22 protein-coding genes and 2 tRNA genes are annotated in these 22722 nt (G+C 65.8%); 6 read left to right on the top strand and 18 right to left on the bottom strand.

Annotated features, from left to right (window positions below; translation table 11 throughout):
• Positions 1–87 precede the first annotated feature (87 nt).
• The 3 genes from HNQ66_RS05330 to HNQ66_RS05320 form a co-directional block, all read right to left on the bottom strand.
• Positions 88–303, bottom strand: a complete 216-nt coding sequence (locus HNQ66_RS05330; RefSeq protein WP_184141624.1) for a hypothetical protein — start codon at positions 301–303, stop codon at positions 88–90.
• 111 nt (positions 304–414) lie between these two features.
• A complete protein-coding gene (locus HNQ66_RS05325) occupies positions 415–804 on the bottom strand; it encodes a DUF3224 domain-containing protein (RefSeq protein WP_184141622.1) in 390 nt (129 codons plus the stop codon).
• 82 nt (positions 805–886) lie between these two features.
• Complete coding sequence (locus HNQ66_RS05320) at positions 887–1558, bottom strand: permease (protein WP_184142231.1); 672 nt, start codon at positions 1556–1558, stop codon at positions 887–889.
• Between the two features lie 150 nt (positions 1559–1708).
• Between HNQ66_RS05320 and HNQ66_RS23415 the strand changes: the two genes are divergently transcribed.
• Complete coding sequence (locus HNQ66_RS23415) at positions 1709–2287, top strand: hypothetical protein (RefSeq protein ID WP_210308686.1); 579 nt, start codon at positions 1709–1711, stop codon at positions 2285–2287.
• 44 nt (positions 2288–2331) lie between these two features.
• Here HNQ66_RS23415 and HNQ66_RS05310 read toward each other — a convergent pair.
• A tRNA-Ser gene (locus HNQ66_RS05310) sits at positions 2332–2421 on the bottom strand.
• 367 nt (positions 2422–2788) lie between these two features.
• On the opposite strand from HNQ66_RS05310, the gene HNQ66_RS05305 reads away from it, so the two are divergent.
• The 4 genes from HNQ66_RS05305 (at position 2789) to HNQ66_RS05290 (ending at position 4393) form a co-directional block, all read left to right on the top strand.
• Entirely contained in the window at positions 2789–3001 is a 213-nt protein-coding gene (locus tag HNQ66_RS05305) for a hypothetical protein (RefSeq protein WP_184141620.1), read from the top strand.
• Between the two features lie 149 nt (positions 3002–3150).
• Positions 3151–3675 (top strand): DUF992 domain-containing protein, encoded by a 525-nt coding sequence (locus HNQ66_RS05300; RefSeq protein ID WP_184141619.1) that lies wholly within the window; start codon positions 3151–3153, stop codon positions 3673–3675.
• Between the two features lie 80 nt (positions 3676–3755).
• On the top strand, positions 3756–4025 hold the full coding sequence (locus HNQ66_RS05295; protein WP_184141617.1) for a hypothetical protein: 270 nt from the start codon (positions 3756–3758) through the stop codon (positions 4023–4025).
• A 20-nt stretch (positions 4026–4045) separates the two neighbouring features.
• Entirely contained in the window at positions 4046–4393 is a 348-nt protein-coding gene (locus tag HNQ66_RS05290; RefSeq protein WP_184141615.1) for a hypothetical protein, read from the top strand.
• Positions 4394–4405: 12 nt separating this feature from the next.
• On the opposite strand, the gene HNQ66_RS05285 is transcribed toward HNQ66_RS05290, so the two are convergent.
• From HNQ66_RS05285 to pcsA, 7 genes are all read right to left on the bottom strand, one after another.
• Complete coding sequence (locus tag HNQ66_RS05285; protein WP_184141613.1) at positions 4406–5113, bottom strand: FadR/GntR family transcriptional regulator; 708 nt, start codon at positions 5111–5113, stop codon at positions 4406–4408.
• Positions 5114–5312: 199 nt separating this feature from the next.
• The gene (locus HNQ66_RS05280; RefSeq protein WP_184141611.1) at positions 5313–6383 is read right to left on the bottom strand and encodes a BMP family ABC transporter substrate-binding protein; all 1071 of its coding nucleotides are present in this window, start codon (positions 6381–6383) and stop codon (positions 5313–5315) included.
• 47 nt (positions 6384–6430) lie between these two features.
• Positions 6431–7351 (bottom strand): ABC transporter permease, encoded by a 921-nt coding sequence (locus HNQ66_RS05275; protein WP_184141609.1) that lies wholly within the window; start codon positions 7349–7351, stop codon positions 6431–6433.
• Positions 7351–8445 (bottom strand): ABC transporter permease, encoded by a 1095-nt coding sequence (locus HNQ66_RS05270; RefSeq protein ID WP_184141607.1) that lies wholly within the window; start codon positions 8443–8445, stop codon positions 7351–7353. The genes HNQ66_RS05275 and HNQ66_RS05270 overlap by 1 nt, the downstream gene beginning before the upstream one ends.
• Positions 8435–10009 carry an ABC transporter ATP-binding protein gene (locus HNQ66_RS05265; protein ID WP_343059439.1) on the bottom strand — a complete coding sequence of 525 codons (1575 nt, stop codon included), beginning with the start codon at positions 10007–10009 and terminating at the stop codon, positions 8435–8437. Before HNQ66_RS05265 ends, HNQ66_RS05270 begins: the two co-directional genes overlap by 11 nt.
• A 52-nt stretch (positions 10010–10061) precedes the next feature.
• Complete coding sequence (locus HNQ66_RS05260) at positions 10062–11033, bottom strand: quinone oxidoreductase family protein (RefSeq protein ID WP_184141603.1); 972 nt, start codon at positions 11031–11033, stop codon at positions 10062–10064.
• Between the two features lie 18 nt (positions 11034–11051).
• Positions 11052–11780: a phosphatidylcholine synthase gene (gene pcsA, locus HNQ66_RS05255; RefSeq protein WP_184141601.1), complete on the bottom strand. Its 729-nt coding sequence runs from the start codon at positions 11778–11780 to the stop codon at positions 11052–11054.
• A 245-nt stretch (positions 11781–12025) separates the two neighbouring features.
• Between pcsA and HNQ66_RS05250 the strand changes: the two genes are divergently transcribed.
• On the top strand, positions 12026–13231 hold the full coding sequence (locus HNQ66_RS05250; protein WP_184141599.1) for a UbiH/UbiF family hydroxylase: 1206 nt from the start codon (positions 12026–12028) through the stop codon (positions 13229–13231).
• Here the strand turns inward: HNQ66_RS05250 and HNQ66_RS05245 are convergent.
• The 7 genes from HNQ66_RS05245 to HNQ66_RS05215 all read right to left on the bottom strand — a co-directional run bounded on the left by HNQ66_RS05245 (position 13199) and on the right by HNQ66_RS05215 (position 22658).
• Positions 13199–14161, bottom strand: a complete 963-nt coding sequence (locus HNQ66_RS05245) for an AEC family transporter (protein ID WP_184141597.1) — start codon at positions 14159–14161, stop codon at positions 13199–13201. The genes HNQ66_RS05250 and HNQ66_RS05245 overlap by 33 nt on opposite strands.
• Positions 14162–14203: 42 nt before the next feature.
• Positions 14204–14953, bottom strand: a complete 750-nt coding sequence (locus HNQ66_RS05240) for a cytochrome c biogenesis CcdA family protein (RefSeq protein WP_184141595.1) — start codon at positions 14951–14953, stop codon at positions 14204–14206.
• Between the two features lie 136 nt (positions 14954–15089).
• A tRNA-Lys gene (locus HNQ66_RS05235) sits at positions 15090–15165 on the bottom strand.
• 147 nt (positions 15166–15312) lie between these two features.
• On the bottom strand, positions 15313–16848 hold the full coding sequence (locus tag HNQ66_RS05230) for a caspase family protein (RefSeq protein ID WP_184141593.1): 1536 nt from the start codon (positions 16846–16848) through the stop codon (positions 15313–15315).
• Positions 16848–18404 carry a caspase family protein gene (locus HNQ66_RS05225; protein ID WP_184141591.1) on the bottom strand — a complete coding sequence of 519 codons (1557 nt, stop codon included), beginning with the start codon at positions 18402–18404 and terminating at the stop codon, positions 16848–16850. Before HNQ66_RS05225 ends, HNQ66_RS05230 begins: the two co-directional genes overlap by 1 nt.
• Positions 18401–19291 carry an OmpA family protein gene (locus HNQ66_RS05220; protein ID WP_184141589.1) on the bottom strand — a complete coding sequence of 297 codons (891 nt, stop codon included), beginning with the start codon at positions 19289–19291 and terminating at the stop codon, positions 18401–18403. Before HNQ66_RS05220 ends, HNQ66_RS05225 begins: the two co-directional genes overlap by 4 nt.
• A 70-nt stretch (positions 19292–19361) precedes the next feature.
• A complete protein-coding gene (locus tag HNQ66_RS05215) occupies positions 19362–22658 on the bottom strand; it encodes a c-type cytochrome (protein ID WP_184141587.1) in 3297 nt (1098 codons plus the stop codon).
• Positions 22659–22722 lie beyond the last annotated feature (64 nt).

The following is a 22722-nucleotide window of genomic DNA, read 5'->3' as shown; positions in this document are numbered from 1 at the left end:
GTCAGGATCGTTGGTTTATGGTTTCCGCAAGGTTAATGCGCCCGGGGCGCTGCACGGCGCGCCGGGCGTTTTCGTCGGATCGCGATGCTACGATGTCGGCGCCTGCATGGCACCGAAGAGCTGGTCGGGGTCGCGCACCCCGTGACGATAGAGCGTGATGATCGACCGCGCCAGCGAGCGGGCATCGGCCTCGTTCAGGCCGAAGGTATGGGTCGATGACAATCGTGCGAATACGCCTTGCAGGATATCGAGATCCTGCGGCTCGAACATGCCGATATGCGTGGGGTCTTTAAGCACGTCCATTACGGCCTCCCCTGGTTCGCATCCAGCCGGCGATATTGCTTCCGGGTGCAGGCGCGATCGTAGGAGCACAATGCGTCAGCAACAAGTCGGGAAATATTGTAGTGCCGGCAGCTAGGCAGGAAGCCCGTAATGGAAGCAATAATCGTGCCGCCCGGGCGAAACGATGATCTCCATCGTCCCGGTCAGGCCCGACAGGCCGTCCGTGCCGGAATCGGGCACGACGACCACCGCAAGCGATGGCGCGCCCCGGTCCATCAGGCCATTATGCTGGAGCGTGAAGGACCCGTGCCGGCCGGCCAGCGTGCCCGTCACCCGTTCCATCGCGACATATCCGGCCGAGCCTTCGACAGGCGTGCGGAACGCGAGCATCTGCCCGACACTGGTGCCCTGCAGGTCGCCTTGAAAGGTCTTGTCTATCGACAGGGTACCGATGGGGCCGTCCCCGCTCTCGGCGGGCGTCAGCCTTACCTCGAACGTTCCCGTTGCTTCGCTCTTGCCCATGCGTCAGAACCTCCCCGGCTTGCTGCATCTCCGGCGTGACCGGCCACGCGAGACCCCGATTAACAACGACGGCACGCCGTGGCTACACCGACCAATGCGCCAATTCCCACCCGACCGCAATGGCGACCAGCAGCACGACCAGAAGCGCAGCGAGGAATGCTTTGGCAAACAGCAGCATCGCTCTTGCTGCCGTCACCTGAAGGTCAATGCGAAACCATCGAACCTCTATCGCCGCATACCAGACAATTGCGAAGAGCAGCACCGCGAGGCCGGCCAGCACCTCGCCCCGACCGGGAATGAGCATGAGGTCGAACGCCAAGCCCACCATCAGGGCAAATGGCGCGGCCACGTAGCACTGACTGAAGAAGGGCGGCCGCAACGAATTTCGTGTCAGCTTAATCGCACGGTGACGCAACAGCGAGACGGCCATCATGAGAGGAAAGACGCTGAAGACGACACCGCGCCCGATCAGCAGGTTAGGCGTCGAGGTCAGCGCAACGGGCGTTTTCGATGGATCGTAGATCGAGGGGAACATGGTCGAGATGCCCTGCGCGATCAGCAGCGTGATGAGGAGGAAAAGCGGAGGGCTTAGCGTGTCGTCATACTGGTCTTCCAGCCTGTCGGACAATTCCATGTCCGCATACCGCATCATTTCCAGCGGGCGGGATATGGAGCGCCACATCGTTATGGGATAGAAGATCAACCAGGAAACAAGCTCGTACAGGAGCTCTTCGAGCGACTTCAACAGTTTCATAAAGTCCAAGAAGAAACTCCTTCCCGAATGATCCGACGAACTTGACTATGCACCGATATCGGGCGAGTGGTCGAAACTGAATAGTTGCCACCGATGCAGCCTGTCGCTTGAATATCCGAACCCGATGAATCCGATCAAGGAGATGTTGAAATGATCAAGCGCTGCGCACTGGCGGCCGCCATGGTGACGTCCGTCTGGGTCTGCGGTGCGGAGGCGAAGGTTCCGTTCTTCAACGCCTCCTGCCCCGGCAGGGTGGACGTTCATGCCGACGCCGGCGGCCCCGTCTTCGTCAACGGCAGGCAGGCCCGGCTGAAGACCTTCAACCGCAACTATTACGAGGCGCGCATCGGCAAGCTGACGATCTCCATCAGCGTCAATCCGGATGGCAGCCCCGATATCTCCTATACGGGACCGGGCGGCGCCAACGGGGTCTGCCGGGTGAAGGGCGGCCGCGCCGCGGAAATGCAGGATAACGGCTCCGACGACGGCTACGATGAGCCCCAGCCGCGGCGACGCTCCAGCGGTGTTGCCCTCGGCATGATGCCCGCCTTCTGCCGGGGCGAGGCCTCCGCCCGGTTCGGCGTGCGCCCGAACCGCATCACCACGAACATGGCGTTCCGAAGCGGCAAGGGTTATGTCGTGCAGGGCAACTATCCGGACGGAAACGGCCGGACATCCTTCTTCAATTGCTGGTTCGACAGGGACGGCAACTTCGCCTCGGTCAACTAGGCTTCATCGTGGCCTGCCGGCCATGCCCGCAATCGACCGGGATATGGCGGAAGAGGTGGGATTCGAACCCACGGTAGACTCTCGCCTACGCCGGTTTTCAAGACCGGTGCCTTAAACCGCTCGGCCACTCTTCCTGGAGACGGGATGTCGGCCGGCGCGGGCCGTCGATCCATCCTTCGGGCAATGCGGCTTTTACCAGCTTTGCTCGCGCCGTCAACGCAGGGTTTCGCCAATCTCTTCGGCAAGGGCCTTGTTTCGAACACAATGGCCTCCTATATACCCCTCATCGGCCTTGCTGATGAGCGCTGGAACCTTTCTGCCGCTCGCAATGGCCGCATCGCCCGATGCCTTTGACCACGGATGTACTGGCACGGGTGAAAAGGGCGATGATGAGGAAGGTCGGTGCGTTTTCGCCCCGGCCTTTTTTATTGCCCGGATTTCCCGCCCGGAACAATCGGGCCGCCATGCCGGTTCCCGTCCCGTCAACCACGGGAGGCCGCCATGGAGCAGACACATGCTGCAAGACTCGCCGCGCAATATCTCCGCCTCGGCGGCGGTCGGCTCGCCAAGATCGACGATAACCAGCTCAGCACGCGCAAATGGGAGCATGAGACCCCGGCGGCCGAAGCGTTCTGGAACGAGCATATCGCACCCCTCGACGAGCGCAGCCTGGACGAAGTCATCTCCCACCTGCCGACCATCAACCAGCATTGAGCGGCAACGCCCCACGGGCGAACCGTCTCTCCTGTCGGCGGTCGGCCCGATGCCCCTACTCCGCCACGATCCTGGTCATGAGATGACCGGCGGCCCGGAACCAAATCGCCGGATTCGCCATTATCGTGCCAGCTAGAAGGAGTGCACAGATGAACAAGAAGCTTGGAACCGTTCTCGCCCTCGCCCTCGCGCAGGCTTTCACGGTGACCGCTGGCGCGGCCGACATGGTGATCCGCGAGGATGCGCCGGTCTATGTCGACCGCGGCGCGCGCGATGGCGTGAAGATCGGACTGCTGACCTGCGATGTCGGCGGCGGCGTCGGCTATGTGCTCGGCTCGGCGAAATCCGTCGACTGCGTCTTCAGCGCGACGAACGGCGAGCGCGACACCTATTCGGGCGTGATCCGCAAGATGGGCGTGGACCTCGGCTTCACGACGCAGGGCCGCATCGTCTGGGCCGTGTTCGCGCCGACCGCCGGCTACCATCAGGGCTCGCTCGGCGGCCTCTACCAGGGGGCGACGGCGGAAGCGACGGTCGGCGTCGGCGTCGGCACCAATATCCTCGTCGGCGGCACGTCGGGCTCGATCCAGTTGCAGACGATAAGCGTCAGCGGCCAGATCGGCCTCAACATCGCAGCCACCGGCACCTCGGTAACATTGACGCCGCAGGGCTGATGCATCGGAACGGGCGGCTTGTCAGCCGCCCGTTTCCTATGGCGCACAATCTGCTAGGATCGGCTGGAGAGGAGCCCGTCATGACCAGGATCGTTCTTGCCGCAATCGCCGCCCTGTCCCTTACGGCCTGCACGACCGCGACAGGCACCGGTGGGTCGTTCCAGCCCATTCCCGGCAGCATCACCTATGGCGGCCAGCCGCGCACGAAGCTGACGAAGGCGCCCATCGGCAGCACCTTCGGCCACACGTTCTACGATTCCCGCGGGCGGCAGGTCGACGAAACCTATCGCATCCAGCCGGATCGTTCGCTTGTTATCGTCAACCGCGTCACCCGAATCGATTATCTATGACGGGGACAATGGAGAGCCCCATGCTGGAAAACACCGATATCGAACTGGAAGACGAACGGCTGACGCAACTGGACCTTCTGGCCGAGGAACGCCAGATGACGCCGCCCGAACTGCTGGCGCAGTACGCCGCCGGTTCCTTCGGCTTCCACGAGGCCGTGCACACGGCTTCCATCGTGCTCGATCTCGTCGACGAACAGCTTCTCCACCACCCCGCCATTGCCGGCAACGGCGAATGGTTCCGCCTTGCCGCCCGGGCGAGCGAGGCGCTGTTCAACCTCTACCAGGCGATGGGCGCGGCACAGATCGCGCCGCACGCGACGGACGACGGCACGCGCCCGGAAGACCTCAACGCCAGCAACGACGGCTGATTCCACCCCGGATCACTTGCCTTCCCGCAACGACTGGACGACGCGCTCGCGGCCGACCCGGATGACGTTCTCCATGGCGCGGCGGGCGCCGTCCTCGTCGCGCCTGTCGATCTCCTCGACGATGCGGATATGGCTTGCCGCGACATCGCTGATCTTGCCGCGGTCGGCAGCGGGCGAACTCAGCTTGAAGGCGCCCACGAGCGCCGCCTCGATCAGGCTGCCGAGCGTGCGCAGGAAGGGATTGCGCGAGGCCTCCAGCACGGAGAGATGGAATTTGAGGTCGGCGACGGCAAGCGATTCTGCCGAGTGATCCGGATCGCCCATGGCGACGGCGAGCCGCATCATCTGGCTGATATCCGCCTCGCTCGCGTGGCGTGCGGCAAGCGCGGCCGCATGCGGCTCGAAGCCGAGGCGGACCTCGGAAAGATGCAGCAGGAACTCCTCGTTGACGCCGACGGCGAAATACCAGGTGAGGATGTCGCTGTCGAAGAGGTTCCATTGCGTGTTCGGCGTCACGCGCGTGCCGATGCGCGCCCGCGGCACGACGAGGCCCTTGGCGGCCAATGTCTTCATCGCCTCGCGCAGCACGGTGCGCGACACCTTGAAGCGGGCGGCAAGCTCCACGTCTCCAGGCAGGGTCGTCCCGACGGGATAGTCGCCCGCGATGATGGCGCGGCCCAGCTCGTTGACCACCTGCGCATGGCTGGTGCGCGTGTTCATCCCGCTGATGACCGTTTCAAGCAAACCCTTACGCAAAAATCGTCCTCCCCGGCCCCGGACGCTCCCATCGTTCCGCAACCATCCGGCAGGTATAGAGCGCCCGCCCGATTCCGCAAAGCCCGTTCGCGCCGGTCACGCGTCGCGAACGAAAAAGGCGCCCCGAAAGGGGCGCCTTCGTCATGTTTTGGAAAGCGGCGGCTTACTGCGGCAGCTTGTCGTCGATGCCGGCGACGTAGAAGTTCATACCGAGCAGCGTGCCGTCGTCGGAGACCTGGCCGTCGGCCAGCCATTCCGAGCCGTCCTGCTTCTTCACCGGGCCGGTGAAGGGATGCAGTTCGCCGGAGCGGATCTTCGCCTCGGTCTCTTCGGCCAGCTTCTTCACATCGTCGGGCATGTTGGTGTAGGGCGCCATCGTGAGGATGCCGTCCTTGAGGCCGTCCCAAATCTGGCCGGTCTTCCAGGTGCCGTCGAGAACCGCCTGCGTGCGCTTGATGTAATAGGCGCCCCAGGTGTCGACGATGGACGTCAGCTGCGTCTTCGGGCCGGCGGCGATCATGTCGGAGGCCTGGCCGAAGGCGTGGATGCCACGCTCGGCGGCGACCTGCATCGGTGCGGTCGAGTCGGTGTGCTGCGTCAGGATGTCGACGCCCTGGTCGGCGAGCGCCTTGGCGGCGTCGGCTTCCTTGCCCGGGTCGGCCCAGGTGTTGGCCCAGACGATCTTGAGCTTGAAGTCCGGGTTGACCGACTGCGCGCCGAGCATGAAGGCGTTGATGCCCATCACCACTTCCGGGATCGGGAAGGAGGCGATGTAGCCGGCGACGCCGGTCTTGGACATCTTGGCGGCGATCACGCCCTGGATGTAGCGGCCTTCATAGAAGCGCGCGTTGTAGGTGGCGACGTTCTCGGCGCTCTTGAAGCCGGTCGCGTGCTCGAACTTCACGTCCGGGAACTTCTGCGCGACCTTGATCGTCGCGTCCATGAAGCCGAAGGACGTGGTGAAGACGAGCGCGCAGCCCGAGCGTGCCATGCGCTCGACGGCGCGTTCGGCATCCGGGCCTTCCGGGACGTTTTCGAGATAGGCGGTCTCGATCTTGTCGCCGAGCGCCTTTTCGAGATCCTGGCGGCCGCGGTCGTGGCCTTCGGAATAGCCGCCGTCCGTCTTCGAGCCGACATAGATGAAGCAGATCTTCGTCTTGTCCTGGGCGCTGGCGGCAACGGAGAAGCCGAGCACGGCGGCCGACGTTGCGAGAGCGAGAATGATTTTCTTCATTTTATCCTCTGAGGTTGGAGTGGTTGTTTCCCGTCTTCTTGTTCTCGTCACCGATCCGGCACGAACGGCTTGCCGAGCGAGGCAGGCGTGTTGATCAGCGTCGTGCGCCGGTTGTGCGATATCAGGATTAGTACGACAACGGTGGCGGCATAGGGAAGAGCCGACAGGAACTGGGACGGAATGCCGATGCCGAACGCCTGGGCGTGCAACTGGCTGATCGACACCGCGCCGAAGAGATAGCCGCCGAGCAGCACCCGCCACGGCCGCCACGAGGCGAAGACGACGAGCGCGAGCGCGATCCAGCCGCGCCCGGCCGACATGTTCTCCACCCATTGCGGCGTATAGACCAGCGAGAGCTGCGCGCCGGCAAGGCCCGCGCAGGCGCCGCCGAACATCACGGCGAGGTAGCGCGTGCGGATGACGTGGATGCCGAGCGCATGGGCGGAGGCATGGTTGTCGCCGATAGCGCGCACCTTCAGGCCCGCGCGCGTGCGGAACAGGAACCAGTTGACGCCGGCGACGATGGCGATGGACAGGTAGAAGATGATGTCCTGCCGGAAGAGCAGCGGGCCGATGAAGGGGATTTCGGCAAGGACCGGGATCTCGATCGGCTGGAGTTTCGCGCCGGACATGCCGGCATAGGGCTCGCCGATCTGGCCGGAGACGCCGAGGCCGAGGATCGTCAGCGCAAGGCCGGTCGCCACCTGGTTGGCGACGAGCGTCAGCGTCAGGAAGCCGAAGAGCAGCGAGAACAGCGCGCCGCCGGCAATGCCGGCGAGGATACCGAGATAGGGCGAGCCGGTCAGCTGCGTGGCGGAGAAGGCGAGCGCCGCGCCCATCACCATCATGCCCTCGACGCCGAGGTTGAGGACGCCGGTGCGCTCCGTCACGAGCTCGCCGATGGAGGCGAGCACGAGCGGCGTCGCCGCGGTGATGACGGTGAGCAGGATCGCTTCGAGCATGCCCATTATTGCGCGCCCCCTTCGCTGGACCGGGTAAGGCGCGAGAAGACCAGCCGGATCTTGTACTGGATGAGCGTGTCGCAGGAGAGCACGAAGAAGAGCAGCAGCCCCTGGAAGACGCGCGTGACCTTATCGGAGACGCTGAGCGTGAGCTGCACGGCCTCCCCGCCCACATAGGTGAGCGCGAGGAAGAGGCCTGCGGCGATGACGCCGAGCGGGCTGAGGCGGCCGAGGAAGGCGACGATGATCGCGGTGAAGCCGTAGCCGGGCGAGATGATCGGCTGCAGCTTGCCGATGACGCCGCTGACCTCGGAAATGCCGGCAAGGCCGGCGAGCGCGCCTGACAACAGGAGCGAGAACCAGATCATGCGCTTGGAGGAAAAGCCGGCAAAGCGCCCTGCCCGCTCGGACTGGCCGAGCACGGTGATCTCGAAGCCCTTCAGCGTGTAGCGCATCATGATCCACAGCGCGACGGCGGCGACGATGGCAAGCAGGAAGCCGAGATTGGCCCGGCCCGAGGAGACGAGCTCCGGCAGGATCGCTTCCGGCGCGAAATCCCGCGTGACGGGGAAGTTGTAGGCGTCGGGGCTGCGCCAGGGGCCGCGCACCAGCCAGTCGAGGAAGAGCTGGGCGATATAGACCAGCATCAGGCTCGTCAGGATCTCGTTGGTGTTCATGTGCGCCTTGAGGAAGGCGGGCACGGCGGCGTAGAGCGCCCCGCCGATCATGCCGAAGATCAGCATCAGCGGCAGGACGAGCGGCGAATGCCAGTCGTGGAAGACGACCGGCACGATGGAACCGGCGATCGCCCCGGCGATGAACTGGCCCTCGGCGCCGACGTTCCAGTTGTTCGAGCGGTAGCAGATCGAAAGGCCGGCGCCGATGAGGATGAGCGGTGCGGCCTTGATGGCGATCTCGTGCAGCGACCAGACGTCGAGCAAGGGTTCGACGAAGAAGCTGTAGAGCGCCGAGACCGGGTCCTTGCCGATCAGCGCGAACATGATGCCGCCGGCGATCACCGTCAGAACCAGCGCGAGGAACGGCGAGAGGATGGAGAAGAGCGTGGAGGGATTGGCCCGCTTTTCCAGTTCAATGCGCATGGGCGGCCTCCGGGCTCGTCTCGCTGCCGTGCATGCCGCCCATCAGGAGGCCGATCTTCTCGCGCGTCATGTCCTGCGCCGGATAGGCGTTGGACAGCCGCCCGTCGCTGATGACGGCGATCTCGGTGGCGACCTCGAAGATCTCGTCGAGGTCCTGGCTGATGACCAGCACCGCCGACCCCGCCTTGGCCAAGTCCACCAGCGCCTGGCGGATGCGGCTTGCCGCGCCCGCGTCCACGCCCCAGGTCGGCTGGTTGACGATGAGCACGGCCGGTTGGCGGTCGAGCTCGCGCCCGACGATGTATTTCTGCAGATTGCCGCCCGAAAGCGAGCCGGCCGCCGGGTCCTCGCCGCTCTTGCGCACGTCCATCGTCTCGGAAATACGGCGCGACGCGATGCGCACCACCGCATTGCGAATGATGCCGAGAATGCCGCCGGCAAGGAAGGTCTTGCGGTCGGACTGGTTGCGCGCAAGGACCAGATTGTCGGAAAGCGGCAGCGCCGGCACGGCGGCATGGCCGTGGCGCTCCTCCGGCACGAAGCCCGCGCCCATCAGGCGGCGCGCCGTGATGCCGAGATTGCCGGCCGCCTTGCCGCGGATGGAGACCGCCCTCGCATCGCTGACGGGAAACTCGCCGGAAAGTGCGTCGAAAAGCTCGCCCTGCCCGTTGCCGGCAACGCCGGCAATCGCCAGCACCTCGCCGGCCCGCACCTTCAGGCAGATATCCTTGAGCGACACGGCGAACGGCGTGCGCGCCGCAGCGTTCAAATGGTTCGCCTCCAGCAGCACGTCGCCCTTGACCGTCGTGCCTGCGGCGCTGACGGCGGCGACGTCGCTGCCGACCATCATGCGGGCGAGCGAGGCCGGCGTTTCCCGGCGCGGGTCGCAGGCGCCCGTCACCTTGCCGTGACGCAGCACGGTCGCGCGGTCGCAGATGCGCTGCACCTCTTCCAGCCGGTGGCTGATATAGAGGACGGAGCGCCCTTCCGCCTTCAGCTTGGCCAGCGTCTCGAACAGGCGGTCGGCCTCCTGCGGCGTCAGCACCGAGGTCGGCTCGTCGAGGATGATGAGCTCGGGGTTCTGGAGCAGCGCGCGCACGATCTCGATGCGCTGGCGCTCGCCGACGGAAAGGTCCGCCACATGCGCCTTCGGATCGAGCGGCAGGCCGTAGGCGCGCGACAGCGTCGCCGCCTCGTCCGCCACCCTGGAAAGTGAAATGCCGGGCGGCAGGGACAGCGCGATGTTCTCCGCCACCGTCAGCGCCTCGAACAGCGAGAAATGCTGGAAGACCATGCCGATACCGAGCCGGCGGGCGGCGCCGGGGCTCGCGATGCGCACCGGCTCACCCTTCCAGAGGATCTCGCCGCTCGTCGGCGCGAGAACGCCGAACAGCATCTTTACCAGAGTGGACTTGCCGGCGCCGTTCTCGCCGAGCAGGGCATGGGTTTCACCGGGCTGGATGTCGAGGTCGATGCCGTTGCAGGCGGCAAACGAACCGAATAGTTTTGTCAGGCTGCGGACAGCCAACAATGGACTGCCCCCGGACGCTCCCACGTCTGACACTCTGTCCCCTCTTTCCTGCGATCCCGTTCCCGCGCGCCCCTTCGGGTCGTTGTCAGGGAATGAGCAATGTCGTTCCGCTCGTTCTTCTTGCTTCCAGATCCGTGTGTGCGCGTCCCGCATCGGCCAGCGGATAAGTCTGATGAATATTGATACGCACTTTGTTGCTTTGCACAACATCAAAGAGCGAGTTTGCACATGCATCGAGGGCCGCGCGCGTGGCGATATAGGCAAAGAGCGTCGGCCGCGTGGCGTAGAGCGAACCCTTCTGCGAGAGGAGGCCGAGGTTGAAGGCCTCGACGGGACCGGAGGCGTTGCCGAAACTGACGAAGAGCCCGCGCGGCTTCAGGCAGTCGAGGGATTTGGGGAACGTGTCCTTGCCGACCGAATCGTAGACGACGTCGACGCCCGCCCCGTCCGTCAATTCGCGCACCCGCGCGGCGAAATCCTCCTTGCCGTAGTCGATGACATGGTCGTAGCCGTTCGCCAGCGCGAGGTCGATCTTCGCCTTCGAGCCGGCCGTGCCGATCACCGTCGCGCCGAGCGCCTTGGCCCACTGGCCGGCGATGAGGCCGACGCCGCCGGCAGCGGCGTGGAAGAGGATCACGCTGCCCGGCCCGACCTTGTAGGTCTGGAGCAGCAGGTATTGCGCCGTCATGCCCTTCAGCATCATGGCCGCCGCCGTTTCCAGCGAAATGCCCTCCGGCACCTTGACGAGATGCTTGACGGCGATGTTGCGCTCGGCCGCATAGGCGCCGTCCGCCGAGGCATAGGCGACGCGGTCGCCGACGGCGAAATCCTTGACGCCCTCGCCGAGCGCCGTGACCGTGCCCGCGCCTTCCTTGCCCGGAACGAACGGCAGTTCCGTCTTGTAGAGGCCGGTGCGGAAGTAGACGTCGATGAAGTTAAGCCCGACGGCGGCCTGCCGGATCTGCACCTCGCCCGGGCCCGGCGGGCCGAGCGGCACGTCTTCGAGCTTGAGGACTTCCGCGCCGCCGAGGCTGCGGACGACGATGGCCTTGGTCATGGCATGCTCCCGTTTTTCCTAGCGCCGGCCGAGATTGGGCAAGGCCTGCAGCACGGCGCCGATGACATAGAGATAGAGGCCCGTCGCCACCACGCCCCAGACCACCCAGTCCGGCGTGCCCTCGAAATGCCAGAGCAGCGCACAGCCGCTCAGCACCGACCAGAGCAGGAAGACCGCAAGATTGAGCGGCCTCAGCCTTTCCACCCGCACCGGATGCAGGAAATTGATCGGCATGAAGGTGAGAAGGACCGAGACGAAGACGACGACGGAGGCCGTCAGTTCGCTGGCGTCGATGACGAAGAGCGTGAAGACCACCATATTCCACACCACGGGGAAGCCGGAGAAGAAGTTCTCCTCCGTCTTCATGCCCATGTCGGCATAGTAGATGGCGCTCGACACCACGATGGCGCCGGCGGCCACGAAGGACCACGGTTCGCCGATCATGCCCTTCTGGTAGAGCGCAAAGGCCGGCAGGAGCACATAGGTGACGTAGTCGATGATGTTGTCGAGCGTATCGCCCGACCAGTTCGGCAGCACTTCCTTGACCCGGACCTTGCGCGCGATCGGCCCGTCGATGCCGTCGACGAGGAGCGCGAGGCCGAGCCACCAGAACATGTCGACGAAGCGGTGCTCGGCAGCGGCCACGACCCCGAGGAAGGCGAGGAACGACCCTGAGGCCGTCAGGATATGCACGGAAAAGGCACGGATTTCCGCGTAGGGTACGCGTCTGTAATTGAAGAACTTCATTGCCTCTTGCTGTCCATCCCTTGGGGCTTTTGCTGGCCACGGTCCATCCGGGCGCCCTCTTGTGCGGTCTCTGCCGGTAATATGCATTGATTGCCTGCCATCGCCAGTGAAAATCCGCCCGTCCCCCGCCGGCCTCAGGCCCTGCGCGGATTCATCCCATGGAAATTGCCTCTTTGCGGGCCTAGTTTTGGCCGATAGAAGCATCGCAAAGCTGTGGGTAACGCGCTCTGCTCCGGAGGTCCGAGATGAGACAGTTCGATATCGCCGTCGTCGGTGCCGGCCTTGCCGGAAGCCTTGCCGCGCTCGCGCTCGCCGAGTCGGGCCGCAGCGTCGCGCTGATCGCCCCGCCGGCGCGCGCGGCCGACGGGCGGACGACCGCCCTCATGGACCAGTCCATCGCCTTCCTGAAGACGCTCGGCCTCTGGGAAACGATCGCGCCCCACGCCGCCGGGCTCGAGACGATGCAGATCGTCGACGGCACCACGCGGCTGCTGCGTGCGCCGCCGGTCGCCTTCCGCGCCGGCGAGGTCGGCCTTGCCGCCTTCGGCTACAACATCCCGAACGCGCCCCTCCTCGCCGTGCTCGACGCCCGCATCGCCGCCAGCGAGGGGATCGTCCGGCTGGAAGGCGGCGTGACGGCCGCGACCGCCTTCGAAGCCGGCGTGGAACTGACCCTCGACGACGGCGAGCGCGTGACGGCGGGCATCGTCGTCGGTGCGGACGGGCGCAAATCCCGCATCCGCGAGAGCGCCGGGATTGGCGTGCGCATCTGGTCCTATCCGCAATCCGCCCTCGTCCTCAACTTCTCGCACGAGCGCCCCCACGGCAATGTCTCGACCGAATTCCACACGGAGAGCGGCCCCTTCACACAGGTTCCCCTGCCCGGCGGCCGGCGCTCCAGCCTCGTCTGGGTGCTGCCGCCGAAGGAAGCCGCACGCCTTCGCGACCTTCCCGCCGAAGACCTCGCCCGCGCGGTGGAAGGGCGCATGCAGTCCATGCTCGGCAAGGTATCCGTCGAAGGCGGCGCACAGAGCTTCCCGCTCTCCGGCATGACGGCGGACCGCTTCGGCAAGGGGCGCTTCGTGCTCATCGGCGAGGCGGCGCACGCCTTTCCGCCCATCGGCGCGCAGGGCCTCAATCTCAGCCTGCGCGATATCATGACGCTGCGCGACCTCGTCAAGGACCACGCGCAGAACGAGACGCTCGGCGAGCGTTTCGACCGCAGGCGGCAGGCCGATATCCGCTCGCGCACCCTCAGCGTCGACCTTCTCAACCGCTCGCTGCTCTCCGATTTCCTGCCCGTGCAGTTCCTGCGCTCGGCGGGCCTTCACCTTCTGTCGGCGCTCGGGCCGCTGCGCACCGTCGTCATGCGCGAGGGCATCGAGCCGCTCGGCGCGCTGAAAGCCTTTCGCGAGGGCCTACGGGAACGGATCGCCCGCAAGCGCGCCTGACTTGATGAGATAGAGCAGGATCGTCACCGTCGCGACGGAGAGCACCGTCGTGATGAGGATGGTCGCCGATGCGCGCTCCTGCCAGACGCCGTATTGCTGGCCGATGACGAAGACGTTCGTCGCCGTCGGCAGGGCGGCGAGCAGCATGGCCGTGAACACCCAGACCGGATCGAAATTCCCCGCAAGGCCGAGCACGAGATACATGACGGCCGGCAGGAGCAGCAGCTTCGCCGGCACGATATAGCCGATCTCGACCGGCACGCGCTTCATGGGCCGCAGCGCCAGCGTGACGCCCATGGCGAAGAGTGCGCACGGCGCGGCTGCCTGCGCGAGGTAGTCGATCAGCCGCTGCAGCGCCAAGGGCGGCTCGAAGCCGGCGAAGGCCGCGGCGAAACCGGCGGCCGTCGCGACAATGAAGGGATGCGTGACGATCTTCCAGAGCACGCCGGCGGCGATGCACAGCGGCGGCTGCTTCTCCCCGCCGCCAAGTGCCATCAATGCGGGCGCGACAGTGAAATGCAGCATGTTCTCGAAGCAGAAGACGAGCGCGACCGGCACGGCCGCCGGCTCCCCGAAGGCGAGCAGCGCAAGGCCCGGCCCCATATAGCCGATATTGCCGTAGGCGGCCGCCAGCCCCTGCATGGTCGCCTCGCCGATGCTCGCCCGCCGCAGCCAGAGGCCGGCCGCGAAGATGAGGGCGAAGACGGAGTAGGTCGCGCCGATATCGGCCAGGATGAAATCGACGCGCGTCAGCTGCTCGATGGGCGTCTTGGCGACCAGCTTGAAGAACAGCGCCGGCAGCGCGATGTAGATGATGAATGTGTTGAGCCAGCCGAGGGCCTCCACCGGCTGGCGGGTGATCTTCGCCACCACGTAGCCGAGGAAAATCATGCCGAAGAACGGCAGGACCAGTCCGATAATGTCTGCCATGGGCCGAATGCCACTCTGAGATCGCGAACGAGGACTCCGGCACTAGCCGATTTGCGAGAGAATGGGAAACGTTTGCTGGAACCAGATGGCAACAGTGCTGATATAGCCGAAGATGAAGGCAAGGCCGGTCAGGATGAGCAGCACGCCCATCACCTTCTCCACCTTGCCGAGATGGCGGCGGAAGCGCGCGAGGAAGCGCATGAAGGCGCCGGAAAAGCCTGCGGCGATCCAGAATGGCACGGCAAGGCCGAGCGAATAGACGGCAAGCAGCATGGCCCCGTCGCCGACCGTCTCGCGCGCCGCAGCAACGCCGAGGATCGCGCCGAGCACCGGCCCGATGCAGGGCGTCCAGCCGAAGGCGAAGGCAAGGCCCATCAGGTAGGCGCCGGAGGCCGTCGCCGGCTTGCCGCCGCCCTGGAACCGCGCCTCGCGGGCAAAGAGCCCGATGCGCAGAAGCCCGAGGAAATGCAGGCCCATCAGGATGATGATGACGCCGCCGACCTGGGCGAGAAGATCGAGGTGCCGGCGCAGCGCCATGCCGATGGTCGAGGCGCCCGCGCCGAGCGCGACGAAGACCGTGGCAAAGCCGAGCGTGAAGAAGAACGCCGCCAGCAGCACCGCCCCGCGCGTATCGCGCCGCATCGCCACCGCCTCCCCGCCCCGGAACTGCTCGACGGAAATGCCGGCCATGTAGCAGAGATAAGGCGGCACCAGCGGCAGCACGCAGGGCGAAAGAAACGACAGCGCCCCGGCGAAAAGCGCGCTCAGCAGGGAAATATCGGCAATAGACAAAGGCGGCTCCGCGAGGATCGAGGGCGAAACGCGGCAGGAGGACCCGACCATGCTCGCGCCCTCTGATACAAGCCCCACCCCGGCCCTGCCAATCACCTTTTGGAGAACGCGGCGATATGTCATGCGGGGAGGAAAGTGGTGAGCGCGCAGGGATTCGAACCCTGGACCTACTGATTAAAAGTCAGTTGCTCTACCGGCTGAGCTACGCGCTCCCGAGCGGGGCGTGGCGCCTCGCGGAAGTGCGCGGAACATATGCAGGAGGTTCTGCCGGGTCAACCCGGAAAATGCGTCGAAAAACAGCTTTCGCTGCCGCTTGCCGGCGCTATTTCTCCTTCGGTTTGGCACAGCCGGCGGTTTGCTCAGTAGACCTGGTATTTCAGCAGCCCCAGCGACCAGTTGATGCTGCGGTTCTCCACGTCGCGCGTCCAGGTCTGCTTCAGGGCGCCGGCGATGTCGGCGATGGTGGTGCGGGCGTCGAGGTCCTTGGTGAGGCCATAGTCGCTGGGGGCGACCTTGGTGAGGTCGACGTCGTCGGCAACGACGATGGCGACGAGCACGTTCTCGCTCGGCCCGTCGGCCTCGAAATCGAAGCCGTAATAATCGTCGGGGATGGTGAGCGGAACGCCGGCCGTGAGCGGCGTGATCTTCTGCGCCGCCTCGTTCGGGAAGATCTGCGTCGCCTTGCCGTCCTTGTCGACGTCGTAGAGGATGAGCTGGCCGCCGATGCTGCTCGTCACCGTGATGCGGAAGGCATCGCCCGTCTTCAGGGAATCGGAGGACAGAGCGAGCGTGACGTCGCCGGCCGGCGGCTTGCCGAGGATGTCGCTGACGGCGTCCACCGGGTTGGCCGCGACATAGGCGGTCTGCGGCGTGTTCTCGACCTTCACCTCCTCGACCTTGCCGTAATCGGGCGTCTGCTGCTCCTGATACTGCTGGACCTGCCCGCCGCTCGCAACGGCCGGGACCACGGCGCTTGCGCCGAGCAGCGCATAGTTGACCTCGAGCTGCGGGTCGAGGCCCTGGCACTCGCTCTGCGCGGCGCAATAGGTCTGCGACTGCTTCTTCACATATTCCAGGAGCTCGGCATTCGAGACGATGCCGTTGCCGTTGCTGTCGGCGGCGGAAATCTCGTGGCCGTTGACATAGGAGAGCGTGAAGACGCCGTGCCGCTCTTCCGGCGGCAGGCGGGTATCGTCCCAGGCGACCTGGTAGGAGGACGCCGCGCTCCAGGCCTCCACGCCGTTCTCCTTGACGACCTCCGGCTTGTCCACCACGGCGACGTCGACGCGCAGGCCGCGCATCTTCACCACACCCGCCGGCTTGGCGTGGGGGCGCGGCAGGAAGCGCGCGCTCTCCATCGCCTCGCCCACATTGCTCGACAGCGAGCGCGAGATGGTGCCGGAATGGCAGGCATCGATGACGATGGAGACCGCACGGTCCTTGAGCCTTGCGAGCATGGCGTCGATCTCGTCGTCGAGGATGACGTTCGTCCAGTCGCTGTCGCCGGGCGCGATGTCGTAGGTCGACAGCGCCTCGTCCAGCCCGTCCTCCTCGTCGCCGTTCTGGTCCTTCACCTGCAGGCCGTGGCCGGAGAAGTAGAAATAGACGCGGTCGCCCGGCTCGGTGCCGTTGACGAGCCATTCGTCGATGCTGGCGAGGATCGCCGCGCGGCTGGCATCCCGGTCGCGCAGCACGCGGATCGAATCGGCCGGATAGCCGAGCTTTTCCTTCAAGAGCTTTTCGATCAGCGGCACGTCGTTCTTCGGCCCTTCGAGGAACATCTTCTCCGGCAGGTTGGCATAGCTGCCGATGCCGATGACCAGCGCCCGGTCGGCAGCAAAGGCAGCGGGGGCGAGGAGCAGGCAGACGACAAGGGCGGCGGCATACCGGATCATCAGAGCGTTTCCCGCGTATAGAGGGGTTGGATGGCGACGCTGGCCTCCTTGCCGTCGAGCCGGGTCGCAAGCGCCTGCAGGAGGGTTTCGGCCGTGACGTTCCGGTCGGCGAGCACCGAGCCGATGGCATCGACCGGCTCGGCGGTCGAGATGGTGATGAGATGATCGGCGCCGAAGGGTTTGACGACCTCGACATCTGTCAGCTTGAACTCGGAACTGTTCGTGCCGGCGGCCTGCATGTCGAGGAACTGCACCTCGCCGGTATTGGCGAGGTTGAAGACCAGCATGTTCGGATAGCGGCCGGGCGGCGCGTCGAAGCGCAGGCGGTCGCCGGCGGCATAGATGTCCTTTGCGGGTGTCAGCGAGACGGAGCCCGGGTTCTGGCTCGCCATGGCCTTCAGGAAATCGAGGAGCACGAACTTGTCCACCACGGCCTGGATGCGGTCCGGCCCGACATTCTCGGCGGCGACGTCGCCGTTCGGCGTATAGAAGACGCCGCTCGCCACATCCCAGCGAAAGGGCGTGCCGGCGCCGTCGGCATGCTGCGGCCGCTCGGCCGTTCCGTCGATCTGAAGAGCGATGGTGCCGGTCCAGCCGAGCTCCTTCGCCGTCTTCACCGTCCGCCCGGCATCGGTATTCGCGGCGGCCCCCTCCTCGGCCTTGACCGGGATGCCCCGGGTCAGCGTGACGACGACCTCGCTTTCCGAGCGCGCCACCTGCGGCGTGAAATTCGGCACCTGGAGCGCTTCCGAACGGTTCTTCACGTTCGAGAAGACGTAATCCTCCAGCTCGATGCGCGTGATGAGGCCGTCGCCGTTGCGGTCCGCGCTGCCTTCCACCGCGCGGGCGAAGCTCCAGCTCAGCGCGCCGCGCGGCTGGCCGTCGATGATGACCTCCGGCGTCGGCTGGCTCTCCAGCGAGGCGGCAAGCACCGTCACCTGCTTGAAATCCGCCTCCTTGAGGTTCGCGCCGGAAATCGCCTCCTGCGAGGGCGGTGCGAGCTTGACCTTCACGGCCGGGGCAAGGCGCGTCTTGCCCTTGATCGACCGGCTCATGCCGCCGGAAAAACAACTGTCGGAGACGAAGAGCACATGCACGCCCTTGCCCTCGGCTTCGGCGAACCAGGCGTTCATCTCGTTGTCGACGATGATCTCCTTCGAGGTCTCCTCGTAGCGGTTGCGGTCGAAGCCGGGAAGCTGGAGGAATTCGTCCAGCCCGTCCGCCTCGTCGCCGGGGATGAGCTCGGGCATCTGCGCGCCGTGCCCGGCATAGGTGAAGATGATCGTGTCGCCGGGTGCGGCTTCAGTCACCATGTCCGTCCAGGCCTTGCGGATATCGTCCTTGCGAGCCTCTTCGTTGGTGAACTTGATCGCCTTGAAGCCCGCTTCGTTCATCGAGCGGTAGACGTCCTCGGCATCCTGCACCGCGCCGTCGAGGCTGACGTCGTTGGGATAATGGTCGACGCCGACGACGAGGGCATAGGTCTGCGCCGCGAGCGCGGGCATGGGAAGCGCGGCGGCAATGCAGGCAGCGAGAAGCCGGGGCAGCGTCTTCATCCGTCGACGTCCACTTCCACGCGCCGGTCGAGCTGGTGTAGCGTCTCCGTGTCATAGGCCGTGGCGTCGTCCGGCTTGAAGGGCTCGTCCTCGCCCTTGCCCTCGGTGGTGATCGTGCCGGCAAAGCCGGCCTGGTAGAGATAGGCCTTCAGCGTTTCGGCGCGGGCGAGCGAGAGCTTGTAGTTCGCCTCCGCCGAGCCGACCGGATCGGTATGGCCGATGAGCTTGATCGTGGCCGGCTTGACGGCCTTGAGGCATCCGGCGAGATCCTTCGCCGCCTCTTCGCCCTCGGGCGTGAAATCCGCCGTGCCGAAGACGTAGCGCACCGGCGTCGACTTCTTCTTGATCGTCACGCCGCGGAAGGAGACCTTGCAGCCGCCGCGCATGGAAAGCTGCACCGGCCGGGGCGCGGCAAGGCGCATCTCGCTCGCCAGCCTGTCGAGGCGCAGGATGTATTGCTCGTCGGGCGCCATCCAGTCCGGCGTCAGCGTCTCGTTCGAGCCGTCCTCGAGCGCGAGCTGGTAGAGACGCGCGGCCTGCTCGTAGTCCTTGCGCTCGCGGGCGAGGTCGCCGAGCGCGTCGAACACCTGCCAGGGCCCGCCATACTGCTTCTGCAGGCCTTCCAGCTCCTGCCGGTGATCGGCGAGCCTGCCGCCGTTGCCGACGGCGGTGGAGATGCGGTTGAAAGCGGCGAGCGCGGCGACGCGGCCGACCAGCGTGCGCTCGTTGGCGCTGCAATTGGCCGTGCCGGCCGTCTCGGCGACGGCGCGCGCCTTCTGCTCGTCACCGGCGTTGAACGCTTCTATGACGCCGGTGAAGGCCTCGCAGGCGGCGGCCGCGGGCGCGGCTCCGGCCAGTACGAAGAGTGTCGCCGCTAGAGATCGCATCAGCATTGTCGGTCGTGCCCCCTGTCCTTCCGAAACGAACGGCAGGGGCGTTCCGGCCCCTGCCCTTTTCCTATCTGATCTCGAACGTCACCATCTGCAAGCCGCTTGCGCCGTTGTCCTGCTCGGCCTGCCTGGCAAGGTTGACGGCAAGGCCCCGGGTCGGCGGCTGCCTGGAGCTCGCCACCAGTTGCCTGGCCTTTTCCGCCGTCAGCTTCTGGTCGCCGAGCCCGCCGATGCGGCAGAAGGCGATCATCGTCTCGCCGGCGGAGGGCGAATCGAAGGTGAGGTTGCCCGAGCCCGGCTGCGGGATGAGGCGCTTCTCGCCGGGATTCAGCGTCGTGTTGCCGATCATCACGTCCGGAATGATCTCGACATTGCCGGTATCCTCGACATAGACCACCTGAAGCTCGCAGGCATGGTTCGTGCTGAGCTCGAAGCTCAGGTAATCGCCCACCTTCGCGGAGGTCGAAGGCACCTGGAGCGCGAGCTTCACCTTGTCGGCCTGCGCCTTGTCGTCCTGCTTGTAGGCGGGAACGGCATAGGCGGTCTCGGCCGGCGCGGCATACTGGTCGCCGCCGGCGGCCTGGCCGGTCTGCTGCTGCTGGTAGCCGTTGTCGTCGGCCGGCTGCTGGTAGTTGGCGGTATCAGCCGCCGGCTGGCTGTAGCCGGCATCGTGCGCCACCGCATCGGGGTTGGCGCCGCGATGCAGCGGCCGAAGCTGGCGCAGCGGCTCCAGCATGAAGGCATATTGCTCCTCCACCTCGACGCGCGGGATCGTCGCGCCCGCCTCCAGCGTCGCCACCCAGTCAAGCCCGATGCGCAGCGCATTGACGTCGGTAAGGCGGCGGATATCGGAGGCGAACTCTTCCGGCGTCATGTCGAACTCGGCGGCAAGCTGCTCGAAGTTCAATTCGTCCTCGTACTTGTCGGCGAAGTAGGTGAAGATCTCCGCCCCGCCCGGCGCCTTCAGGCTGGTCTTGCCGCCGCCGGAGGTCGGCTCGGTGATGCCGAGGCGGTCGAGCGCGGCGACGAAGCGGTCGGTGTCGCGCTTGTAGACCTCGTTCAGCTCCTCCTGCGGTACGTAGATGGCGAGCAGCTCGTCCTGCTGGTCCTTGGAAAACAGCGTGGAGGTCTCGATATGCTCGCGCAACTGGTCGCGCTTCGACAGGATGCCGTCGAAATGGCAGTCGAAGCAGGAGCGCGCATTGATGATCTCGACGCCCTTGCCGATCGGCCGCTTGCGGAAGGAGACGATCGTCGTCGGGCCGACCTCGAGCTGGTCGCCCTTGTTGGTCGAAAGGTAGTAGCCCTGCAGGCCGTTCGGCAGCGAGAAGATCATTTCGCCGCCGTCGTGCTCGAAGGGCAGCAGCCCGGCCTTCAGGCGGACGCCGTCGGGGCCTGCGGGGAAGCGCTTCAGCACCTGGCGGCCGACATCGCCGCCGAAGTCGTAGGACTTCCAGTAGTAGCCGCCGAAGGGCATGTCGTGGCGCTCGATCATGCGGTTGTGGTCGGAGACGCCCGACGAGCCGTCGGCGAAGGCGGCGCGCACGATGCGGCGGCGCTCGATGTTCTGCGCGACATTGACGCCGAAGCGCTGCTCCAGCCCGATGATGTTGGTCGGCAGCTTCATGAGGCGGTTATAGACCTTCGGCCGCGCGCCGTTGCTCATGAACCAGTCGATGCGCATGATCGGAAGCTGGGTCTGCGTCGCCTTGGCGAGCGCATGCAGCGAGGCATCGCTGTCCGGGTCGACCCCGTAGAAATATTCGTTGATCAGGAAGTCGTAGTCGTCCTGGCTCCATTCGAGGTCGCGGATATCGACGCGCACGAGGAGGCCGTCGGATCCTTCCACCTCTTCGGGGATCACCAGTTCCGGCCCGTAGGAGAGCGAGTTGAGCAGCTTCTTGAAGCCGCCGGCGAGCACCTTCATGCGCTTCAGGAAGGTCTCGTGCGTCTCGCAGCTCATCATGCCGTTATACTGGTCGCGATAGCTGAAATAACGCATGAACGGCTGGTCGTGCTCGTCCACCTTCGAGATGTCGCGCAGCGCCAGCTCGACGAAATCGAGATATTGCAGCATGGGGCGCGCGCGCTCGGTCTTCGTCGCGGAGACGGCCGTCGGGATGGCCGACTGGTTCAGCGAGTTGATCCAGGCGGCAAGGCCCTGCACTTCCGCATCGCTCGGCCGCTTGCCGAGCGGCATGCGGCCGTTGGTGACGCTCGTATAGAGCAGCGACTTGGAGGCGTCGCCCGGCGTCACGAAGGCCGGGTTGGCGGCGATCGAAGCGAGATCGCCCGAGGGGAAGGAGCCCTGCGAGCTCTCGCCCGGGCCGTGGCAGTTGCGGCAATACTTGCCGATGAAGGCATCGGCCGCCGAGGCGGCCTCCGCGCTGCCGCCGCCCGCACCGAGCGCCGTTTCCGCCGTCGCCTCGCTGCAGACGGGCGTCGCGCTCGTTTCCACCGGCGTCACCTTCACCTCGCGGTCGGCAAGGAAGGCGTACATGGCCTGCCGGTCCTCGTCGGACAGTGCGGCAAGGCCGTGCGCGATGCGGCGCATGACCGGGTCGGAGAGCGGCGAGCCGGAGAGTTTCTTGCCGTCCTCGATCAGCCCCTTGGTGAAGACCTCGTGCGAGGCGAGCCCGCCCATGCGCGCCTTGGTGATATCCGGCGCGACGGCGCCGGTCAGCCCCTTCTCGCCCTCATAGGCGCGCGTCTGGTCGAGGCCGTAGGTCGTGGTGCGCGGCGTGTGGCAATCGCCGCAGGCGCCGACATTCTCCACGAGGTAGCGGCCCCGCTCCATCTGCGTCTCCTCGCGCGGCTGGTAGGCCTGCACGGTGAAATGGCTGCGCTTCCAGAGCGTGATCGTCGTCTGGCGGCTGAAGGGGAAGGCGATCTCGTGTTCCTTCGAGGCGGTATCGGACTGCGGCAGCGTCTCGATATAGGCCTTGATGTCCAGCACGTCCTCCGGCTTCATGCCGCCGTAGGACGTATAGGGCATGACGGGGTAGAGGTTGTCGCCCTCCCGGTCGAGGCCGACCATCACGGCGTTGAGGAAATCCGCGTTCGACCAGCCGCCGATGCCGTTCGGATGGGCGGAAATGTTCGGCGCGAAGAATTTCCCGATCGCCGTCTCCATCTCCATGCCGCCCGAAAGCAGCTCGGTATTGTCGCCCGAGCCGTGACAGGCGCCGCAGCCGGCGGCGTTGAACATCACCTTGCCGTTCTCCGCGTTCGGCTGGTAGGTGCCGAAGGCATCGGGCGCGAACTGGTCGAGGGCGAAGGCGCCGGCGGGACAGGTCGCCGCCACGGCAAGGCCCACCAGCGCGGCAAGGCGGGCGCCGGGGCGGAGAAATGCTGTCTTGAACATGCGCATGGCTTGTTCCTCGCTCCAAGAGGCCGGCGCACCGGCGCGAAAATCCTGATTGTCCTCA

Origin of the sequence: Shinella fusca (genome assembly GCF_014203155.1) — a bacterium.
Lineage (GTDB): Bacteria > Pseudomonadota > Alphaproteobacteria > Rhizobiales > Rhizobiaceae > Shinella > Shinella fusca.
This window is presented reverse-complemented; position numbering and strand designations above follow the sequence as displayed.